This window comes from Micromonospora sp. NBC_01699, assembly GCF_036250065.1.
Lineage (GTDB): Bacteria > Actinomycetota > Actinomycetes > Mycobacteriales > Micromonosporaceae > Micromonospora_G.
This window is the reverse complement of sequence record NZ_CP109199.1, coordinates 1,600,675-1,621,358: the sequence shown is the minus strand read 5'-3', so window position 1 is coordinate 1,621,358 and position 20,684 is coordinate 1,600,675. Positions and strand designations below refer to the sequence as shown.

Below are 20,684 nucleotides of genomic sequence, written 5' to 3'. Positions count from 1 at the left end.
GTCAGCTCCCGCTCGGGTTGGGGGGTCATGTCAGTTCCCGCTCTCGCAACGGTTCGAGTTCGATCTCGGGTCCCTCGCCGGCCTCGATCTGCCGGTCCACCTCGGCGCCGAGGCTGCGCAGGATGTCCAGCACCAAACCGACCACGATCAGGTACACCCCGACGTCGAAGAAGATCGACGTGACCAGGTGCACCTCGCCGATCACCGGCAGATCCACGTCGAGTACGCCGCTCTGCAACACCTCCGCCCCGGCCAGCAGGGCCAGCGCGCCGGCGCCGACCGACACGAACAGTCCGGCGCCCAGCACCAGCCCGGCGTCGACCGGGGCCGCCTCGTCCAGCTCGTACCGGCCACCGGCGAGGTAGCGCACGGCCAGCGCCAGCCCGGCCACCAGCCCGCCACTGAACCCGCCGCCGGGTGCGTTGTGTCCGGAGAAGACCAGGTACAGGGAGAACAGCACGATGGTGTGGAAGATCAGCCGGGTGACCACCTCGAAGACGATCGAACGGCGCCGGTCGCGCAGGGTCGGTCCGGCCCGCAGCCAGACCCGTTCCCGGCGGCGTTCCGGCCGGCTCCGGCGACCGACGTTCGGCCGACGGGGGCCGGGACCGGCCCGGGGGCGCTGGAAGATCAGGCTGGCCACCCCGGTCGCCGCCACCACCAGCACCGCGATCTCGCCCATGGTGTCCCAGGCCCGGATGTCGACCAGCGTGACGTTGACGATGTTGCGGCCGTGGCCGTACGAGACGGCGAGTTCGGCGAAGTCGACCGAGATCGGCACCGCCTGCCGGCCACCGGCGGCGGCGAGCGCGAGCCCGGCCACGACCACCCCGACGGCGGTGCCGATGGCGAGCCGCAACCACCGGCTGCGACGCAGTGGGCGGGCCGAGAAGTTGGCCGGCAACCGACGCAGGACCAGCACGAACATCACGATCGAGACGGTCTCGACGAGAAACTGGGTGAGCGCCAGGTCGGGTGCGCCGTTGAGGACGAACATCATCGCCGTGCCGTAGCCGGTGACCCCGACCAGCACCATCGCGGTGAGCCGGCGACGGGCCCGTACGGTGAGCACCGCGGCGGTGGCGAGCACCACCGCGACCACCAGTTGCACCGGGTTGTGCCAGAGCGCGACCCGGTCCGGCCAGGGCCAGCCGACCAGCAGCGCGCCGCCCGGCACCACCACCAGGACCACCAGGATGGTGCCCAGGTACTGCGGCAGCGATCCGCGCTGGGTGGCGCCGGTGACCTCGACCGCCGCCCGGTCCAGCCAGTAGGTCACCCGTTCGTAGGCGGTCCCGCCGTCGAACGGGGCGCGCAGCCGCTCGACCACGCGGGCCATCCGGTCGCGTTGGGCGAACAGCAGTCCGCCGCCGGCCAGCGCGACCAGGGACAGCCCGACCGCCAGGCCGGGCCCGTGCCAGAGCGCCAGGTGATACCCACCCGGTCCGAACTGCCCGGCGTACGGGACCAGCAGGTCGTCCACCGGCCGGGCCAGTACGCCGAGCGCCAGCCCGGCCACCGCCAGCAGGCCGACCGGGGCGAGCATGGCGACCGCCACCGGCTCGGTCGGTGTCGCCGGCAGGGCCGGTTTGGTGCCGAACGCCCCCCAGAGGAAGCGCAGGCTGTACGCCACGGTCAGGGTGGAGCCGACGACCAGAATGGTGAGCAGCAGCGGGTCGTGCCGGAACGCCTCGAACACCGCTTCCTTGGCTACGAAGCCGAGCAGTGGCGGCAGCCCGGCCATGGACGCCACGGCGAGTACGGCGGCGGCGAAGACCAGGGGCATCCGCCGCCACAGCCCGGACAGCGCGGGCAGTTCACGGGTGCCGGCGCTGTGGTCGACGATGCCGACGACGAGGAAGAGCGCGGACTTGAACAGGGCGTGGGCGAGCAGCATGGTGAGGCCGGCGAGTTCGGCGTCACGGGTGCCGGCGCCGGTGAGTACGAACAGCAGCCCCAGTTGGCTGACCGTGCCGTACGCCAGCAGCAGCTTCAGGTCGGTCTGGCGCAGTGCGGCCCAGCCGCCGAGCAGCATGGTGACCGCCCCGGCGACGAGGAGCAGTGGCCGCCACGGCTGGTCGTCGGCGAACAGCGGGGCGAACAGTGCGACCAGGTAGACCCCGGCCTTCACCATCGCCGCCGCGTGCAGGTACGCGCTGACCGGGGTGGGGGCGGCCATCGCGGCGGGCAGCCAGAAGCTGACCGGGAAGATCGCCGACTTGGTGACCGCGCCGACCAGGAGCAGCACGACCAGCGTGGCGAGGTAGCCGTCGGTGGGCAGCGGCGCGGTCGCCAGTTCGGAGATCCGGTACGTCCCGGCCCGCTGGCCGAGCATGATCAGGCCGATCAGCATGGCCAGCCCGCCGACGGTGGTGACGACGAGAGCCTGGGCGGCGGCCCGCCGGCTGGCCCACTTCTCCGGGTTCTGGCCGATCAGCAGGTAGGAGCAGACCGTGGTCAGTTCCCAGAACACGTAGAGCAGGATCAGGTTGTCGGCGACGACGAGGCCGAACATGGCCCCGGCGAAGCCGACGAAGGTGGCGGCGAAGCGGCCGAGGCCGGGGTCGTCGGCGGCGAAGTAGTGGGCGCAGTAGACCAGCACCAGGGCGCCGACCCCGCCGACCAGCAGCGCCATCAGCCAGGACAGCGTGGTGACCCGGAACGCCAGGTCGAGGTGCACCTGCGGGACCCAGCCGTACGTCTCGGCCACCTGGCCGCCGGCGCGGACCGTACCGGTCTGGGCGACCGCCCAGGCGAAGATGGCCGCCGGGGCGAGCGCCAGCGGGTAGCAGGCGCGGCGACCCCACCAACGGACGAGCAGTGGCGCGATCAGCGCCAGCGCGAGGTGGAGGCTCAGCAGCACCAGCATGCGTTCTCCAGGTAGGTGTCATCGCAGGCCCTTGTCCAGGGTCTGTGGCTACGGGGAATCAGGCGGCATAAACGTCGATAATGCCGACAAATAACGGAAGTCGGACTAAAGCCCCTCCATGGCCGCGACATCGGGCCACCGGGCCGGGTGGCCGGGCGGCACGACGTACGACGGTCTGACGAGGGTGGGCGGGCCGGACCGCGACCGGTCGGCGCGGATCAGCCGGTGGCGCGGTGGCGCCGGCGCGGGCTCAGGCCGGCGGAGCGCGGCTGGACGGCCCGGATCCGGGCCGCGTCCGCGGCTCCGCCCGAGGTCCGGGGATCGGCGCGGAATCCGCTACCGGTACGGCCGCCGGCGCGATCGCCCGCACCGGCAGGGCGACGAGTTCCGGGGCGGGCGGACGCAGTTCCGACCCGGCCGCCACCCGGTCGGCGGACCGGCCGGAGCCGGCCTCCGCCTCGGCCCGGCCGTGCACCGAGTGCGGGTGGTGCAGCGCGGCGCCGATCGACGCGTGTGGTGTGGCCAGGGCGCCGGCCGGCGTGTCGGCGGAACTGGCGCCGTGTACGGCGGTGAGCGCGAGCAGGGTGAGCAGGACCGCGACGACCAGCCGGCCGATCGGCCGGCGGATCAGGCGTCCGTCCCACATCGCGTGTCGCCCCCGTCCCGGTCGGCATTCCCGTCGTCGGCCACGTCCCGCGCGGCGTCGAGCCTGTCGGCGGGTGCAGTCTACCGGGCGCCGCCGGACCGGTCGCTCAGTCCGACTACCGGGCGCCGCCGGACCGGTCGCTCAGTCCGACTACCGGGCGCCGCCGGACCGGTCGCTCAGTCCGACTACCGGGCGCCGCCGGACCGGTCGCTCAGTCCGATGTGGACCGGACCAGCAGGTCGGGCCGGCCGAGCTGGATGACGACCCGGTTGACCAGGTGTTGGGCCGCGGCGAGCGAGCGCACCGGGACGAGTTTGCCGCGCCCCTCGCGGCGCAGCACGAAGTAGTGCACGGCGGCCCGGACCCGGGCCCGGTCGGCGGCGCTGGCCTGGGCGGTGTCGAGCACCAGTACGCGCAGGCAGGCGCCGACCCGTTCGGCGAGTTCGAGGTCGGCGCCGCGCAGCCCGAGTCGGAGCGCGGCCAGGTGCCCGTCGACCTTGCGGATGAGTACGTCGGTGCCGCGCTCGCCGCGCTCCTGTCCGACACTGCGATGCTGCTCGGCGGTGCGATGCTGGTCGACGGAGCGGTGCTGGTCGACGGAGCGGTGCTGCTCGGCGGAGCGGTTCTGGTCGACGGAGCGATGTTGCTCGGCGGTGCGGTGCTGCTCGGCGGTCATCCGGCCCCCTCCGTACCGACCTCGGACTGCCGGAGAAGTTACTTTATGTCGCACTACATCAGCAAGCAGTTAAGTGACACTTAACGTAGGAACCAGCCTTTAAGGCTACAAGCCTGGCATTCCGCCACGGCGGCCCGCCGATTGTCGTAACCGCGGGGCAGGATTGGCGCCATGGCGGACGTACTGGAGCGGTTCGGGGTGGCGACCCGGGAGTGGTTCGCCGCCGCCTTCGCCGCGCCCACCGCCGCCCAGACCGGCGCCTGGCAGTCGATCGGCGCCGGCCACAACGCCCTCGTCGTCGCGCCGACCGGATCCGGCAAGACCCTCGCCGCCTTCCTCTGGTCGCTGGACCGGCTCGCCCACGAGCCCCGCCCGGCAGATCCGAAGCACCGCTGCCGGGTGCTCTACGTCAGCCCGTTGAAGGCGCTCGCCGTCGACGTCGAACGCAACCTGCGCGCCCCGCTCACCGGCATCCGGCAGGCGTCCGCCCGGCTCGGGCTGCCGCCACCGGAGATCACCGTCGGGATGCGCACCGGGGACACCCCGGCCGACGAGCGGCGGGCGTTCACCCGTACCCCGCCGGACATCCTGATCACCACGCCCGAGTCGCTGTTCCTGCTGCTCACCTCGGCCGCCCGGGAGTCACTGCGCGGGGTGGAGTCGGTGATCGTCGACGAGGTGCACGCGGTCGCCGCCACCAAACGCGGCGCCCACCTGGCCCTCTCCCTCGAACGCCTGGACGAGCTGCTGCCCCGGCCGGCGCAGCGGATCGGCCTGTCCGCCACCGTACGGCCGGTCGACGCCACCGCCCGCTTCCTCGCCGGGGCCCGACCGGTGGACGTGGTCCAGCCACGCACCCCGAAGACCATCGAGGTCAGCGTCGAGGTGCCGGTGGAGGACATGACCCGGCTCGACGAACGGAACCCACCCGCCGACGACGAGCTGAGCACCCCGCGCCGCGCCTCCATCTGGCCGGCGGTCGAGGAACGCGTCTTCCAGCTCATCCGGGAGCACCGGTCGACCATCGTGTTCACCAACTCCCGACGCGGTGCCGAACGCTTCTGCGCCCGGCTCAACGAACTCGCCGCCGACGAGCAGGCCGGCATTGCCGCCGCCCTCGAAACCGGGCCGGCCGCCGCCCTCGAAACCCCACGGGCCGTACCGGCCGAACGGCTGCCGGCCGAGATCATGGCCCAGTCCGGCGCGGCCAGCGGCGCCCCACCGGTGATCGCGCGGGCGCACCACGGCAGCGTCTCCCGCGAGGAACGCAAGCACATCGAGGAGGCGCTGAAATCCGGCCAGCTCCCCGCCGTGGTCGCCACCTCCAGCCTCGAACTCGGCATCGACATGGGCGCGGTCGACCTGGTGGTGCAGATCGAGGCCCCGCCGAGCGTCGCCGCCGGCCTGCAACGGGTCGGCCGGGCCGGACACCAGGTCGGCGCGATCTCCCGGGGCGTCGTCTTCCCCAAGCACCGGGGCGACCTGATCTCCTGCGCGGTGGTCGCCGAACGGATGAGCGACGGGGCGATCGAGGAGCTGCACTACCCGCGCAACCCGCTCGACGTACTGGCGCAGCAGATCATCGCGATGGTCGCGCTGGACGAGTGGCGGGTGCCCGACCTCGCCGCACTGGTCCGCCGGGCCGCGCCCTTCGCCGAACTGCCCGACTCGGCCCTGCACGCGGTGCTGGACATGCTCTCCGGCCGCTACCCGTCGACCGCCTTCGCCGAACTGCGCCCCCGGCTGGTCTGGGACCGGGGGACCGACCTGCTCACCGGCCGGGCCGGCGCCCAGCGCCTCGCCGTCACCAGCGGCGGCACCATCCCCGACCGGGGACTGTTCGGTGTCTTCCTCGCCGGGGCGACCCGATCCGCCCGGGTCGGCGAGCTGGACGAGGAGATGGTCTACGAGTCCCGGATCGGCGACGTCTTCCTGCTCGGCTCCTCGTCCTGGCGGATCGAGGACATCACCCCGGACCGGGTGCTGGTCTCCCCCGCCCCCGGCCAGGCGGCCCGGATGCCGTTCTGGAAGGGCGACAGCCTCGGCCGCCCGATCGAGCTGGGCCGGGCCATCGGCGCCCGGCTGCGCACCCTGGTGAAGCAGGACGACGAGGCGGCCACCGAGGCACTGCGCCACGGCGGGCTGGACGCCTGGGCGGCTGGCAACCTGGTCGCGTACCTGCGCGAACAGCGGGAGGCGACCCGGTCGTTGCCGGACGACCGGACCGTGGTGGTCGAGCGCTTCCGCGACGAGTTGGGCGACTGGCGGCTGGCCGTGCACTCGGTCCTCGGGGCCCGGGTCAACGGCCCCTGGGCGTTGGCCATCGGCCGCCGGCTGGCCGAACGGTACGGGGTGGATGCGCAGGTCGTACCGAGCGACGACGGCATAGTGGTGCGGCTGCCGGACACCGCCGACGAGCCGCCCGGCGCGGATCTGGTCGGCTTCGACCCCGACGAGATCGCCCAGATCGTGCAGGAGGCGGTGGGCGGCTCGGCGATGTTCGCCGCCCGGTTCCGCGAGTGCGCCGCCCGTGCCCTGCTGCTGCCCCGACGCGATCCCCGGCGCCGCCAACCGCTCTGGCAGCAGCGCCAACGCGCCGCCCAACTGCTCGACGTCGCCCGCGAGTACGCCGACTTCCCGATCACCCTGGAGGCGGCCCGCGAGTGCCTCCAGGACGTCTTCGACGTACCGGCGCTGGTCGGGCTGATGGGCGATCTCGCCGCCCGGAAGATCCGACTGGTCGAGGTGGAGACCAACCACCCGTCGCCGTTCGCCCGCTCGCTGCTCTTCGGCTATGTCGGCGCCTTCCTCTACGAGGGCGACGCCCCGCTGGCCGAACGCCGGGCCGCCGCGCTCGCCCTCGACTCGGCCCTGCTCGGCGAGTTGCTCGGCCGGGTCGACCTGCGCGAACTGCTGGACCCGGCGGTGGTCGCCGAGACCGAGCGGCAGTTGCAGTGGCTGACCGAGCAGCGCCGCCCGCGCGACGCCGAGGACGTGGTCGAGCTGCTCCGGCTGCTCGGCGACCGGACCGAGGCGGAACTGGTCGAACGCGGCGCCCGCTCGGAATGGCTGACCGACCTGGAGGCCGGCCGGCGGATCCTGCGGGTCCGGATCGCCGGGCAGGAGCGCTGGATCGGGGTCGAGGACGCCGGCAGGTTCTCCGACGCGCTCGGGGTCGCGCTGCCGGTCGGCGTCGCGCAGGCGTACCTGGAGCCGGTGGCCGACCCGCTCGGCGACCTGGTGGCCCGCTTCGCCCGTACGCACGGGCCGTTTCCGGCGGCCACCTGCGCCGCCCGGTTCGGGCTCGGGGTGTTCGTGGTGGAACAGGCGCTGCGTCGGCTCGCCGCCACCGGTCAGGTGGTCTCCGGTGAGTTCTCGCCCGCCGGCACCGGCACCGAGTGGTGCGGTACGGAGGTGCTGCGCCTGCTCCGCCGCCGTTCACTCGCCGCGCTGCGCCGGGAGATCGAGCCGGTGCCGCCGCAGACGCTGGCCACCTTCCTGCCCCGCTGGCAGCAGGTCGGCGGCAACGCCAGGGGCATCGAGGCGGTGGCCGCCGCGATCGAGCAGTTGCAGGGCGTGGCCGTGCCCGCATCCGCCCTGGAGAGCCTGATCCTGCCGGCCAGGGTGGCCGACTACTCCCCCGCGTACCTGGACGAGCTCTGCGCCAGCGGCGAGGTGACCTGGGCCGGCACCGGCGCGATCGGCGCGGCCGACGGCTGGGTCAGCCTCGCGTACGCCGACTCCGCGCCGCTGCTGCTGCCGCCGCCCGATCCGGCGCTCGCCCTCACCCCGCTGCACCAGTCGGTGCTGGACGCGCTCGGCGACGGGCAGGCGCTGTTCTTCCGGGCGCTGGCCGACCGGGTCGGCTCGACCGAGGACGATCCCCTGGTCGGCGCCGTCTGGGAGCTGGCCTGGGGCGGCTGGTTGACCAACGACACCATCGCCCCGCTGCGGGCGCTGCTCGGCGGCCGGGGTGCGCACCGGGCCCGGCCCGGCGCTCCGCGTACCCGCTACCGGCGTCCCGGTCGACCGGCGCTGCCGGCTCGGGGTGGGCCACCGGCGGTCGCCGGTCGCTGGTCCCGGTTGCCGGATCGGGACCTCGACCCGACCCGGCGGGCCGCCGCCCTGGCCGACCTGCTGCTCGAACGGCACGGGCTGGTCACCCGGGGTGCGGTTGCCGCCGAGGGGGTGGTCGGCGGGTTCGCGGGGGTGTATCCGGTGCTGGTGGCAATGGAGGAACGCGGTGCCGCCCGGCGGGGCTACTTCGTCGAGGGGCTGGGCGCCGCGCAGTTCGCCGTACCGGGGGCGGTGGACCGGCTGCGCGCGCTGGCCGAGCCGGACGACGGCCGGCGGCGTACGGGCAGCGCGCTGGTGCTCGCCGCAACGGACCCGGCGAACCCGTACGGTGCCGCGCTGCCCTGGCCGGAGCGGGTGGTCGACTCCGGTGACGGCGAGCGCGGGGTGAGCGGCCATCGGGCCGGTCGCAAGGCCGGCGCCTTGGTGATCCTGGTCAACGGCGGCCTGACCCTGTACGTCGAACGCGGCGGTCGCACCCTGCTCTCCTTCGTGGACGACGAAGATGCCCTGGTCCTGGCAGCCAAGGCCCTGGCCGACGCCGTCCACTCCGACGCCCTGGGCCCCCTCTCGGTAGAACGCGCCGACGGCGACCCAGTCCACTCCTCACCCCTGGCCGCGGCCCTCACCACCGCCGGCTTCCGCCCCACCCCCCGCGGCCTCCGCCTCCCCCGATCACCTCGTTGATCATGAAGTTAACAACCGATTCCCGCCCGGAAACCGTCGCTAACCTCATGGTCAACCGGAGGTTTCGGGGTTGGCGGGGGCGAGGAGGACGGTGCCGGTGGGGGTGACGGACCAGCCGGGGTTGTGGGCGATCTCCCAGAGCAGGCCGTTCGGGTCGGCGAAGTGGCCGTGGTAGCCGCCAAAGGAGGCCGGCTGGCCGGGTTTGCGGATGGCGGCACCGGCGGCCGCCGCCGCGGCGAGCACCCGGTCGACCTCCTGCGGGCTGGACACGTTGTGCGACAGGGTGAAGCCGCGCGGTGTGACGTCGGCCGGGGCGCCGAGGTGGGCCGCGCCGAGATCACCCGGACCGAGATCGGCGGTGAACTGCGCCGCGTCGAACAGGCCCAGCATGATCCCCGGTCCGATCTGGAAGAAGAGGATCTCACCGGGCACGTCGAGCGTCGGGCTCCAGTCGAGTCCGTCGACATAGAACCGCCGGGCGGCGTCGAGGTCGGCGGTCGCCACCGTCACGAAATGCACCTGTTGCTCCATGCCGACGGATTCTCCACCAGCGGAGCCCGACGCCCCGGCATTGGGCCCGGAAGCCGGCGAACACGCCGCTTCCTCTTGCCGGCTTTCGGCACGTGTGCCTACGTTCGCAAGCATGGCGGTTACTTTCCGTGATCCTTTGCCCCCACCCGAAGCCGGGGCGGACCGGTGACCGGGGCGGTGGAACACCCACTGGCCGACGAACTCGTCGCCCGGATGGATCGTGACCAGGAGGCTCGGGACGGGGTAGTGGGCCGTACGTCCGACCCGGCCGTCCGGGACCGGGTCGCCGCCGTCGACGCCGAGAACACCGGTTGGCTGAGGTCGGTGTTGGACCGGCACGGCTGGCCGTTGCGCAGTGTGGTCGGCGAGCAGGCGGCTGGCGCCGCCTGGCTGCTGGCCCAGCACGCCGACCGCGACCCGGCATTCCAGCGTGACTGCCTGGCCCTCCTCGCAGGCGCGGTGAGCGACGGCGAGGCGAGCCCGGCCCACCTGGCCTACCTCACCGACCGGGTCCGTCGAGCAGAAGGCAAACCCCAGTTGTACGGCACCCAGTTCTGGTACGGCCCCGACGGCACGGGCGAACTGACTCCCCAACCGATCGAAGACCTTCCCGGACTGGACGAACGACGTCGGACGGCGGGCCTCGGACCGTTCGCCGAGTACGAGGCGCACATGCGTCGACGCGAAACCGACGACGAGCCCGACTGAGTCCACTGCCGGGGCGACCGTCACGCCCGACGGGTCATGATCCGCAGGGTGACCGCGAGCCCGACCACGCACCAGACGGCGCGGCCGGGACGAGCCGGGGCGACTCCGCCGCCGGCCCGTCGCGCCCGGCTAGTCGCCCGTTGCCCGCTCGCCGTCGCGCTGGGCGGGTACGCACACCGTGATGGCGGACGGCACCACCCGCACCTTCAACCGCTTGTCGGTGCCGCACGCACCACCGTCGACCTCGTACGTCTGGGGCGTGCCGAACCGGACGTCGACCTTCCGCCCCTGAGTGATCTCCACCAACGGCGAGTTCTCGGATCGGCCGACCGCCATTCGGCCGAGGGTACGGGCCCAGTCGATCACCCCGTGCCCGGTGGCGACACCGATCTCCAGCCGGCCGTCGTCCGGGCGGGCGTCGTCGAACGCCTCGATGCCGCCGGTGATCGTGCTGACGTTGCCGAACAGCACACAGCTCGCCTCGCCGTCGAACCACTTCTCCCCGTCGACCTTGATCTTCACCGGCACGACCTCGTCGCGTACGTGCCGCAGGCCGGTCCAGACGTAGGCCAGTTTCCCCATGCTGTCCTTGAGCTGCCGGTCGGCGTCCGAGATCATCTCCGCGTCGAATCCGGCGCCGGCCATCACCGCGAAGTGCCGACCGTTGACCCGACCGAGGTCGATCCGGCGGCGGTCGCCGTGCAGGGCGATCTTGACGGCCGCTTCGAGGTCCTGCGGGATGCCGAGGTTGGTGGCGAGCAGGTTGGCCGTACCGGCCGGGATGATGCCGGTGGCGCCGTCCCAGCCGGCGAGGGTGTCCACGCAGTGCTGGACCATGCCGTCCCCGCCCCAGACCAGGATCAGCTCGGCTCCCTTGTCCACCGCCTTCCGTACCTTCTTGGGAGCTTTGCGGCTTTTCGGCACCTCGTACCAGAGCAGATCGGTGACGCCCTCGTCGGCGAGCCGCGTACGCAGCTCGTCCAGCCCGCCGCCGAGCGTCTTCCTGCGGTGGGCGATCACCGCAACCCTGGTCATCGGCCTACGGCTCACCTCGGAGTACGTCATGCGTCCGGTCTTACCCAGCGCACGCCCCGATCCACACCCACCCCCGCCGGCACGGCGCCCCGAGCCGGTTGGGTTACCGTGCCGGCATGCCAGCACGGTCGGTACGCCGGGACAGCGGGTCCGTAGGCCCGAACAGCGGGTCGGTACGCCCGAACAGCGGTCAGTCGCGCGAGCGGGCGCCGGTGGAGCCCAAACGACCCGCTTCACTCGACCCGGCCACGGTGGAGGAGCACGACCTCGACCACGAGGCGACGTTCCGCCGGCTGGAGTTCGTGGACCTCGACCTGTCCGGCCGGTCGGCCGACGCGGTGGAGTTCGACCAGTGCCGGTTGCGCGGCACCGACCTGAGCGGTACGCACCTCGACGGGGCGAAGTTCGACGACTGCCTGATCGAGAGTTCGAACCTGGCCAACCTGCGGGTGGAGAAGTCGAGCCTGCTGCGGGTACGGCTGTCGACGGCGCGGATGACCGGCCTGCACTGGGTGAACGGCAGCCTGCGCGAGGTGACGTTCGCGCAGTGCCGGCTCGACCTGGCGTCGTTCCGGTTCTCGAAGCTCCAACACGTGGTGTTCGAGGGATGCAACCTGAGCCGGGCCGACTTCTCCAATGCCGACCTCGGCGGCGTACGGTTCACCGACTGCGACCTGACCGGTGCCCAGTTCAGCCACGCGAAGACGGCGGGAACCCGGTTCACCAACTGCTCCCTGGCCGGTATCGGCGGGGTGACGAGTCTGGCCGGCGCGGTCGTCGCCCGACACGACCTGATCGCGCTGTCGTACACACTCGCGGGCGCGCTCGGCATCCGGATCGAGGACGACGACGCGCCGGAGTGAACCCGTCGGGTCACTCTGACAGGATCAGCGGGTGCCAATCACCGCCTCCCGCGCCCTGGTCCGCCAGGCCGAACGCTGGTTCGTCCGCCACGGCGTACCCCAGATGATCGCCGGGTACGACTTTGACCGGCACATCCTCCCCCGGATGCTGCCGTTCCTCGCCGTGGTCGTGGTGGCCGATCTCGCCTGGGTGATCCTTCAGGCCGGCACCGGCACCGCCCGCTGGGTGCTGCTCACGATCGTGGTGGTCGCCGGACTGGCCGGCTGGTCCGCGCTGACCAGGTTCGGCCGCCGCCTGCCCCACTTCTCCCACCGCGCGATGATCACGGTCCTGGTCGCGTACGCGGTGGTGCCGGCGGTCGTACCGCCGCTGGCGCTCTGGCTGCACGACGGACAGGTGAAGATCACGGTCACCTCGGTGGCCGCGTTCGCGCTGCTGTTCGCCGGGTCCTGGCTGGCCACCAGCTATGGCGTGGTGCCGCTGCTGCGCCGGGCCATCCGGCACGCGGTCGATGACATGCGCAACAGCGTGCGGCTACAGGGCCGGGCACTGCCGCTACTGCTCTTCGTCACCCTGTTCTTCTTCTTCACCGGCGAGCTGTGGCAGGCGATGAACCGGCTGCCCTGGTACCGGTTGGGCCTGGTGCTCAGCCTCTTCACCGCGGTCACCATCCTGGCCGCCGCCGGCCGGCTGCGCGACGAGATCGGCCGGGTCGAGCAGGACCTGAGCGCCGAACGGCTCTCCTCGTCCTGCCAGCGCACCCCGCTGGCCAGCCTGCCGATCGAGGAGGTCGCCCCGGACGGTCCACTGCGTCCGGTGCCGCTCAACGCCCGCCAGGTGGGCAACCTGCTGCTCATGCTCGCCACCCGGCAGCTCGTACAGGCCCTGGTGGTCGGAATCGGGCTGTTCAGCTTCTTCCTGCTGCTCGGCCTGATAGTGGTCCAGCCGGAAACCGCCGAGCAGTGGATCGGCGAGCCGCCGGCGATGCTCGCGGCCGGGTTGCCGGTGCCGTTGGCGCTGTTGCGCAACGCCGCCCTGCTGGCCGGATTCGGCAGCATGTACTTCGCGGTCACCTCGATGAGCGACGTCGAGCACCGCCGACAGTTCTTCGCCCCGATCCTGGACGAGGTCGAACGGACGCTCGCGGTCCGCGCGGTTTACCTCGCCGTACGCGAAATCGTGCTGCCGCCCCAGCCCGGACCGCCCCGGCCGGCGCCGGTCGACCCCGCTCCGGTGGTCGAAGCGGGCCGGTAGTCACACCCGAGGGCTACTCGGCCCCCGGTCGGCGCCGACGGGGGTCGACCTCGCCGACTGCCACAGCCCCGCCGGACGAAGCTGACACCGACCGGCACTAACCCTGACGTTAGTGCCGGTCAGGGCGGTGTTCAGAGCTGCGGGGCCACCTCGGCGGCGATCAGGTCGAGCTGATCCAGGTCGGCCAGGTCCAGGAACTGTAGGAAGAAGCGGGATGCGCCGCCCTTGGCGTACTCGTGTAGTTGCTCGACCACCTCGTCCGGGGTGCCGACCACGCCGGGCCCGGCGCGCAGCTCGTCCAGATCCCGACCGATCGCGTCGGCCCGGCGACGAACCTCGGCGTCGGTACGTCCGCAGACCACGGTGACCGCGGCCGACAGCGTCAACGGGGCCCGGCCGGTCGCGTCCCGGCCCACCCGCTCGCATGCCTCGACCACCGCGGCGAAGTTCTTCGCGGCCGCGTGCGCCGGCTGGAACGGCACGTTGTACTCGTCGGCGAATCGGGCGGCCAGCACCGGCGTCCGCTTCAGGCCGGTGCCGCCGACGATGACCGGCGGTCCCGGCTGCTGCACCGGCTTCGGCATCGCCGGGGAGTCGTAGAGGTCGTAGTAGCCGCCCCGATAGGTGAACGTCTCCCCCGGCGGGGTCCCCCACAGGCCGGTAACCACCTCAAGCTGCTCGGTCAGCCGGTCGAACCGCTCCCTCAGCGGCGGGAACGGGATTCCGTACGCCCGATGCTCGGCCTCGAACCAGCCCGTACCCAGGCCCAGTTCCACCCGTCCGCCGCTCATCTCGTCGACCTGCGCGACCGAGATGGCCAGCGGTCCGGGCAGCCGGAAGGTGGCCGAGGTGACCAGGGTGCCGAGCCGGATCCGCTCGGTCTGCAAGGCGAGCCCGGCCAGGGTCAGCCAGGCGTCCGTCGGACCGGGCACGCCGTCCCCGTTCATGTGCAGATAGTGGTCGGACCGAAAAAACCCGTCGAACCCGAGATCCTCCGTATGCCGCGCCACCCGGAGCAAATCCCCGTACGTAGCACCATCCTGCGGCTCACTAAACACAACCAATCGCATCCCCCCACCCTCCCACCCCTCCCCCCGCCCGCCCCCTCCCCCCGCCCCCTCCCCCGCCCCTCTCTGCGTCGATCTAGGGCAGATGGGGGTGATCGGAGATCAACTAACACGTATTTGCCCTAGATCGCGGGAGAGGGGGTGGGGGGAGGGGGAGGGGAGGGGGGAGGGGGGAGGGGGAGGGGGTTAGCGTGGGGGTGTGGTGGGTTATGGGTGGGTTAGTTTTACTAGTGACTATGGGCTTTTTGATGGGTTTGTGGCTGCCTGTCATGGGGTGGTGGGGCGGTTGGCGCCGGGTGTACGGGTGCTCGATGTGACGCATCTGGTGCCGCCGGGGGATGTCGGGCGGGGTGCGGTCGTACTCGCCCAGACGGTCGTGGAACTGCCGCCGGCGGTGCATGTGGCGGTTGTCGATCCCGGCGTCGGTACGGCCAGGCGCGGGGTCGCCCTACAGACCCCCGGCGGGTTGCTGGTCGGGCCGGACAACGGGCTGCTCTGCTGGGCGGCCGACGCACTCGGCGGCACCACACTCGCGGTGGAGCTGACCAACCCGGCCTGGCTCGCGGCGACCGTTTCGCCCACGTTCCACGGTAGGGACGTCTTCGCCCCGGTCGCCGCCCGGCTGGCGCTCGGTGCCGAGCTGACCGACGCCGGGCCGACGGTCGACCCGACCACCCTGGTACGGCTGCCCGAACCAGTGGTCAGCAGCGGGCCGGGTTGGCTCACCGCCGAGGTGCTCTCGGTGGATCACTTCGGCAACGTGCAGCTCGCCGCCCCGGCGTCCGCGCTGGACGGGCTGCGGTCGGCGCTGCTGGTGGACGGCGTACCGGCCCGTCGGGCGGCGACATTCGGTGACGTACCGACGGGGGCTGTCGCCGTGTTCGCGGACTCCGCCGGCCGGGTGGCGCTGGCGGTGAACGGCGGCCGCGCGGATGCCGTACTTTCGCTGGTAACGGGGCAGGTGCTACGGATAGCGGACGCTAGCTGATGTACTTCCGCATCGCGGACAGGGAGCTGCGACGGATGGACCATTATGGAATGCTTAACCGGTGGGGAAGCATTCGATCGACGTACAAGCATGTCCATGCTGCGGCTTTTTCACCGGAGAAGGTGGGACCTGTCCGGTCTGTTTCTGGACCAACGACGGCCGACAGGGGGCCGAGGACGCCGTCTTCGAGGACGGCCCGAACGGCGACCTGAGCCTGGCCCATGCCCGGCTCAACTTCGCCATCTACGGCGCCAGCCATCCCCGCTACCAGGACATGGTGCGCGCCCCCCGGCTCGAAGAGCAGCCCTGACGCCGAAGAACGGACCTGACAGCACTGGAAGACCATGCCTGACGCCGTTGGAAGCACAGCCCTGACGCAGCAGAGCAGACCTGACAGCACTGCAAGACCATGCCTGACGCGGTTCGAAGCACAGCCCTGACGCAGCAGAGCAGACCTGACGGCACTCGAAGAGCAGACCTGACGTGGAAGGGCGGCCCTGACGGCGCTCGAAGAGCGGGCCTGACAGCGCGTTAGCGGGCAGGATGGAAGCGTGCCCGAAGGCGACACGGTCTGGAACACCGCCCGCGCGCTGCACCGTGCGCTGGCCGGTGGCCGGCTGACCGCCTCCGACTTCCGGGTGCCGCAGCTCGCCGGCACCAACCTGGTCGGCTGGACCGTCCTGGAAGCGGTCAGTCGCGGCAAGCACCTGCTGATCCGGCTCGCCAAACCGCCCGGCACACCCGGCGTGCCGGGCACGCCCGGCACAGCGAGCACGCCCGGCACAGCGAGCACGCCCGGCACGCCGGGCACGAGCAGTGGGGCCGCCGGTGAGGCGCGCCTCACCGTGCATTCCCACCTGCGGATGGACGGGGCGTGGCGGGTCTACCCGCCGGGCGAACGCTGGGCCGCCCGGCCGGCGCACCTGATCCGGCTGGTACTGCGTACGGCGGACGCGATCGCGGTCGGCTACCACCTGCACGAGGTCGCCGTGCTGCCCACCGCGCGGGAGGACGAGCTGGTCGGCGGGCTCGGCCCCGACCTGCTCGGCCCGGCCTGGGACCCGGACGAGGCGGTACGCCGGCTCGCCGCCCACCCGCGGTCCAGTATCGCCGAGGCGTTGTTGGACCAGCACAGCCTGGCGGGCATCGGCAACCTCTACAAATCGGAGGTGCTCTTCCTCCGGGGTGTCGACCCGTGGACACCGGTGGCGGCGGTGCCCGACCTCGCCGGGCTGGTGACGCTGGCCCAACGTCTGCTGGCGGCGAACCGGGGACGCTGGACCCAGAGCACCACCGGCTCGCTGCACCGGGGGCAGACCACCTACGTGTACGGCCGGCGCGGTCAACCCTGTCGCCGCTGCGGCATGCTGGTGGAAAAGGCCGAACAGGGCGACCGGGTGACGTACTGGTGCCCGCGCTGCCAGCCCGCCCCGGACTGACGGCGACAGCCGCGACATCGTCGGCAGCGGGCACCGGCTGGCCGCCGCCGCTGGCGTAACGAACTCGTTTCCGGCTGAACCGGGGCCGGACCGGCCGTATCCAATCGTCGCTTGGCGCGGTTAGTTGCTTACGGATCGTCAGCGATGGCCATCTTGATCGGCTCGACCGACCCACCGGCGGAACCTCCGGTCGAGCAGGTACCGGGGAGGGAGCATGGTCATGTTCAGGAAACTCGCGGCGCACCGCCTGGCCCGCCGGGCGAAGCAGGACGCCGACGGCCGCGTCGATGCCCCCACCCCGGCGCCGGAGGAGTCCCGGCCCGGCATTCCACAGCAGACCCAGACCCGACCGGTCGTCCCGACGCCGCTGCCCACCCCGGACTACTTCGGCTTCGTGCCCAACTACGCGAACAGTCCGCTGCCCCACCTCGACCCCGCCGGTCAGGTCGTGCCCGGCACCGGTCTGCGGAAGTTCGTCGACTCGCTGCCCGGCGTCGGCGAGGGGCAGCGCAACGACCTCGGCAACTATCTGCCGGTCGCCACGCCGGACACGGTCAGCTACCCCGGCTGTGACTACTACGAGATCGGGTTGGAGCAGTTCACCCAGCAGCTGCACGCCGATCTGGGGCAGACCCGGCTGCGTGGCTACCGGCAACTGAACAGCGGGACCGACGCCAACGGGCGCAACACCGTCGGCCCGCCGAAGCGGGCGTACCATCTCGGGCCGGTGATCGTCGCGGACCGTGACCGTCCGGTCCGGGTGAAGTTCGTCAACGGGCTGCCGACCGGCCCGGCCGGGCGGCTGCCACTGCCGGTCGATTCGACCGTACGGGGTGCCGGGACCGGCCCGCTCGGCGGATCGGAGCACTACCCGCAGAACCGAGCCGTGCTGCACCTGCACGGCGCGGCCACGCCGTGGATCAGCAACGGTGGCCCGGACCAGTGGCTCACCCCGGCCGGTGAGCAGACCCCCTACCCCACCGGTACGAGCCTGGCCAACGTGCCGGACATGGCGGAGCCGGAGCCGGGGGCGGTGACGCTGTACTACCCGAACCAGTCCGGCGGCCGACTGCTCTGGTACCACGACCACACCCTCGGCATCGCCCGACTGACCGTCTACTCCGGACAGCTCGGCCTCTACCTGCTGCGTGACGAGGCGGAACGGCAACTGGTCGCGGACGGTGTCGTCCCGGCCGACGAGATCCCGCTGGTGATCCAGGACAAGACCTTCGTGCCCGGCGAGGCGCAGCTCGAAGCGCAGGATCCGACCTGGGACCGGGCCAACTGGGGCGGTCGCGGAAGCCTCTGGTACCCGCACGTCTACATGCCCAACCAGAACCCGTACAACGAGTCCGGGACCAACCCGATGGGGCGCTGGGACTACGGGCCGTGGTTCTGGCCGCCGTACACCGGGACGGCGCACGGGCCGGCCCGGAACCCGTACCACGATCCGGCGGGCGCACCCTGGCAGCCACCGGTGATGCCCGGTACGCCGAACCCGTCGGTGGTGCCGGAGGCCTTCCTCGACACCCCGCTGGTCAACGGGTGCGCCTACCCGTACCTGCGGGTGGCGCCGAAGGCGTACCGGTTTCGGATCCTGAACGCCTGTAACGACCGCAGCCTGAACCTCCAGCTCTACTACGCCGCCTCGGACGGGCCGATGTGGCAGGCGGACGGCACGCTGGGCGACGGCTCCGCCGGTGAGGTGCCGATGGTGGACGCCACCGCGAACCCGGACCACCCGGGTAGCTGGCCGACCGACGGGCGGGCCGGTGGCGTGCCCGACCCGGCCAGTATCGGGCCGGACTGGATCCAGATCGGCACCGAGGGCGGCCTGCTGCCCGAGGTGGCGGTGGTACGCAACCAGCCGATCAACTACGTCTACAACCGCCGGGACATCGCCGCGCTGAACGTCTCCGAGCACTCGCTCCTGCTCGGTCCCGGCGAGCGGGCCGACGTGATCGTCGACTTCTCCTCCGCCCCGCCCGGCTCGAAGATCATCCTCTACAACGACTGTCCGGCGCCGATGCCGGCCTTCGACACCCGGTACGACTACTACACCGGCGACCCGGACCGGACCGCCGCCGGTGGGGCGCCGAGCACCCAGCCCGGTTACGGCCCGAACACCCGTACGCTGCTCCAGTTCCAGGTGGCGGGTGAGCCGGAGCCGCCGTACGACCTGGAGAGGCTGCGCGCCCGGCTGCCGCTGGCGTACGGGGCCAGCCAGCCGCCGCCGATCGTGCCGCAGCCGGCGTACGACACCGCGTTCGGTACCCGTACGCCGAAGAACACGCACGTGCCGATCCACAGCAACACGATCACGTTCACCCCGGCCGGCCGGACCGCCCCGGTGACCCTGCCGCTGCGGGCGAAGGCGATCCAGGAACTCTTCGAACCCGAGTACGGCCGGATGAACGCCACCCTCGGGGTGGAGTTGCCGAAGGTCAGCGCTCTGGTGCAGACGACAACGCCGCTGACGTACGTCGATCCGCCGACCGAGATCCTGGCGCCGGCCGACCCGGCGATCCCGATCGGGTCACCCGGTGACGGCACCCAGATCTGGAAGATCACCCACAACGGGGCCGGCACCCGGGCCATCCACTTCCACCACCTGATGGTCCAGTTGATCAACCGGGTCGGCTGGGACGGCGCGATCCGGCCGCCGGACCCGAACGAGCTGGGCTGGAAGGAGACGGTCCGGATGAACCCCCTGGAGGACACTGTCGTCGCCGTCCGACCGACCCTGCCGGACCCGCTGCCGTTCAAGGTCGGCGACAGCGTACGGCTGCTCGACCCGAACCGGCCGCCCGGTACGACCGACGGCTTCACGCAGGTCAACCCGCGTACCGGGGACCCGGCGGTGGTGACGAACCAGCTGTTCAACTTCGGCTGGGAGTACGCCTGGCAGGGGCACCTGGTCGGCCACGAGGGCAGTGAGCTGAGCCGCCCGTTGGTGCTCCGGGTCTCCCCGGCGCAGCCGACCGGGCTGACCGCGACGGCGAAGCCCGGCTCGCCGACCGTACCGCCGTCGATCGCGCTCGCCTGGACGAACAACGCCACCCGTCCGGTGCCCACGAACCATCTGGTCGAGCGGGCCACGAACGTCACGTTCACCGCCGGTGTCACCACGTTCAGCCTGCCGCCGGGGGTCGGTACGACCGCCGACTCGACCGTCACGCCGGGGACGACGTACTACTACCGGGTCCGTACGGAGACCGCCGTCGGCTACTCCGGTTGGTCGAACACCGCCTCGGCGGTGGTACGCCTGATCGCGCCGAGCGGGCTGACCGCCTCGGTGGCCCCGGCCGCCCCGGTCCGGGTCGACCTGGCCTGGCGCAACCGTTCCTTCGCCACCGGGGTCGAGATCCAGCGGGCGGTGAACCCGACCTTCAGCAGTGGGCTGGTCACCGTCTCCGGGCCGCTGACGGCCGCCTGGAGCGACGGCACGGTGACCCCGAACACGACGTACTACCACCGGGTCCGGACCAGTTACCTCGGTGCCCCGTCGCCGTGGTCGACGGTGTCGGTGGTGACCGTGCCGACCGTACCGGCGGTGCCGCACAGCCTCTCCGCGACCGCCTCGGTCTCCGCCCCGGACTCGGTCAGCGTGCAGCTCAGCTGGTTCGAGAGCGGGGGCAGCGTGGTCAGCGGCTTCACCCTGCAACGGGCCAACGACCCCTCGTTCAGCACCGGTCTGACCAGCTTCACCATCGCCGGTACGGCCCGCTCGTTCACCAACACCGGGCTGCCCCGGGACACCGTGTACCACTGGCGGATCCAGGCGTTCAACGCCGTCGGCACCTCCGCCTTCACCGGCCCGCTGGCGGTCCACCCGCCGGACTGAGC

Annotated in this window: 14 protein-coding genes; 8 read left to right on the top strand and 6 right to left on the bottom strand. The window is 72.1% G+C overall.

The features are described from left to right. Positions 1 to 25: 25 nt before the first annotated feature. The 3 genes from OG792_RS07320 to OG792_RS07310 form a co-directional block, all read right to left on the bottom strand. Positions 26 to 2,869, bottom strand: a complete 2,844-nt coding sequence (locus tag OG792_RS07320; protein ID WP_329108463.1) for a Na+/H+ antiporter subunit A — start codon at positions 2,867 to 2,869, stop codon at positions 26 to 28. A 250-nt stretch (positions 2,870 to 3,119) separates the two neighbouring features. Next, the gene (locus OG792_RS07315; protein ID WP_329108462.1) at positions 3,120 to 3,515 is read right to left on the bottom strand and encodes a hypothetical protein; all 396 of its coding nucleotides are present in this window, start codon (positions 3,513 to 3,515) and stop codon (positions 3,120 to 3,122) included. A gap of 211 nt (positions 3,516 to 3,726) precedes the next feature. Beyond that, positions 3,727 to 4,020, bottom strand: a complete 294-nt coding sequence (locus OG792_RS07310; protein WP_329111145.1) for a hypothetical protein — start codon at positions 4,018 to 4,020, stop codon at positions 3,727 to 3,729. Positions 4,021 to 4,362: 342 nt separating this feature from the next. Between OG792_RS07310 and OG792_RS07305 the strand changes: the two genes are divergently transcribed. Then, the gene (locus OG792_RS07305) at positions 4,363 to 8,952 is read left to right on the top strand and encodes an ATP-dependent helicase (RefSeq protein WP_329108461.1); all 4,590 of its coding nucleotides are present in this window, start codon (positions 4,363 to 4,365) and stop codon (positions 8,950 to 8,952) included. A 51-nt stretch (positions 8,953 to 9,003) separates the two neighbouring features. Here the strand turns inward: OG792_RS07305 and OG792_RS07300 are convergent, their stop codons facing one another. Then, positions 9,004 to 9,483, bottom strand: coding sequence for a VOC family protein (locus tag OG792_RS07300; protein ID WP_329108460.1), 480 nt, complete (start codon positions 9,481 to 9,483; stop codon positions 9,004 to 9,006). 165 nt (positions 9,484 to 9,648) lie between these two features. On the opposite strand from OG792_RS07300, the gene OG792_RS07295 reads away from it, so the two are divergent. Then, a complete protein-coding gene (locus OG792_RS07295) occupies positions 9,649 to 10,191 on the top strand; it encodes a DUF6624 domain-containing protein (protein ID WP_329108459.1) in 543 nt (180 codons plus the stop codon). A gap of 129 nt (positions 10,192 to 10,320) precedes the next feature. Here OG792_RS07295 and OG792_RS07290 read toward each other — a convergent pair whose 3' ends face one another. Next, on the bottom strand, positions 10,321 to 11,226 hold the full coding sequence (locus tag OG792_RS07290; protein WP_329108458.1) for a diacylglycerol/lipid kinase family protein: 906 nt from the start codon (positions 11,224 to 11,226) through the stop codon (positions 10,321 to 10,323). 116 nt (positions 11,227 to 11,342) lie between these two features. Here OG792_RS07290 and OG792_RS07285 point away from each other — a divergent pair, with 116 nt between their 5' ends. Together OG792_RS07285 and OG792_RS07280 are read left to right on the top strand one after the other, a co-directional pair. Next, a complete protein-coding gene (locus tag OG792_RS07285; protein ID WP_329108457.1) occupies positions 11,343 to 12,089 on the top strand; it encodes a pentapeptide repeat-containing protein in 747 nt (248 codons plus the stop codon). A 31-nt stretch (positions 12,090 to 12,120) separates the two neighbouring features. Further along, positions 12,121 to 13,344 carry a hypothetical protein gene (locus OG792_RS07280; protein ID WP_329108456.1) on the top strand — a complete coding sequence of 408 codons (1,224 nt, stop codon included), beginning with the start codon at positions 12,121 to 12,123 and terminating at the stop codon, positions 13,342 to 13,344. Positions 13,345 to 13,475: 131 nt separating this feature from the next. Here OG792_RS07280 and OG792_RS07275 read toward each other — a convergent pair whose 3' ends face one another. After that, on the bottom strand, positions 13,476 to 14,414 hold the full coding sequence (locus OG792_RS07275) for an LLM class F420-dependent oxidoreductase (protein WP_329108455.1): 939 nt from the start codon (positions 14,412 to 14,414) through the stop codon (positions 13,476 to 13,478). A 196-nt stretch (positions 14,415 to 14,610) separates the two neighbouring features. On the opposite strand from OG792_RS07275, the gene OG792_RS07270 reads away from it, so the two are divergent. The 4 genes from OG792_RS07270 (at position 14,611) to OG792_RS07255 (ending at position 20,682) form a co-directional block, all read left to right on the top strand. After that, positions 14,611 to 15,399 carry an SAM hydrolase/SAM-dependent halogenase family protein gene (locus tag OG792_RS07270; RefSeq protein ID WP_329108454.1) on the top strand — a complete coding sequence of 263 codons (789 nt, stop codon included), beginning with the start codon at positions 14,611 to 14,613 and terminating at the stop codon, positions 15,397 to 15,399. A gap of 61 nt (positions 15,400 to 15,460) precedes the next feature. After that, positions 15,461 to 15,709, top strand: coding sequence for a CPCC family cysteine-rich protein (locus OG792_RS07265; RefSeq protein ID WP_329108453.1), 249 nt, complete (start codon positions 15,461 to 15,463; stop codon positions 15,707 to 15,709). A gap of 241 nt (positions 15,710 to 15,950) precedes the next feature. Beyond that, positions 15,951 to 16,838 carry a zinc finger domain-containing protein gene (locus OG792_RS07260; RefSeq protein ID WP_329108452.1) on the top strand — a complete coding sequence of 296 codons (888 nt, stop codon included), beginning with the start codon at positions 15,951 to 15,953 and terminating at the stop codon, positions 16,836 to 16,838. Positions 16,839 to 17,052: 214 nt separating this feature from the next. Continuing rightward, positions 17,053 to 20,682 (top strand): fibronectin type III domain-containing protein, encoded by a 3,630-nt coding sequence (locus OG792_RS07255; protein WP_442932386.1) that lies wholly within the window; start codon positions 17,053 to 17,055, stop codon positions 20,680 to 20,682. Positions 20,683 to 20,684 lie beyond the last annotated feature (2 nt).

Bases quoted from the DNA above. Each gene is read 5' to 3' on its own strand.
- OG792_RS07320 (WP_329108463.1), bottom strand. From the start codon at position 2,869: ATGCTGGTGCTGCTGAGCCTCCACCTCGCGCTGGCGCTGATCGCGCCA.
- OG792_RS07315 (WP_329108462.1), bottom strand. From the start codon at position 3,515: ATGTGGGACGGACGCCTGATCCGCCGGCCGATCGGCCGGCTGGTCGTC.
- OG792_RS07305 (WP_329108461.1), top strand. From the start codon at position 4,363: ATGGCGGACGTACTGGAGCGGTTCGGGGTGGCGACCCGGGAGTGGTTC.
- OG792_RS07300 (WP_329108460.1), bottom strand. From the start codon at position 9,483: ATGGAGCAACAGGTGCATTTCGTGACGGTGGCGACCGCCGACCTCGAC.
- OG792_RS07290 (WP_329108458.1), bottom strand. From the start codon at position 11,226: ATGACCAGGGTTGCGGTGATCGCCCACCGCAGGAAGACGCTCGGCGGC.
- OG792_RS07285 (WP_329108457.1), top strand. From the start codon at position 11,343: ATGCCAGCACGGTCGGTACGCCGGGACAGCGGGTCCGTAGGCCCGAAC.
- OG792_RS07275 (WP_329108455.1), bottom strand. From the start codon at position 14,414: ATGCGATTGGTTGTGTTTAGTGAGCCGCAGGATGGTGCTACGTACGGG.
- OG792_RS07255 (WP_442932386.1), top strand. From the start codon at position 17,053: ATGGTCATGTTCAGGAAACTCGCGGCGCACCGCCTGGCCCGCCGGGCG.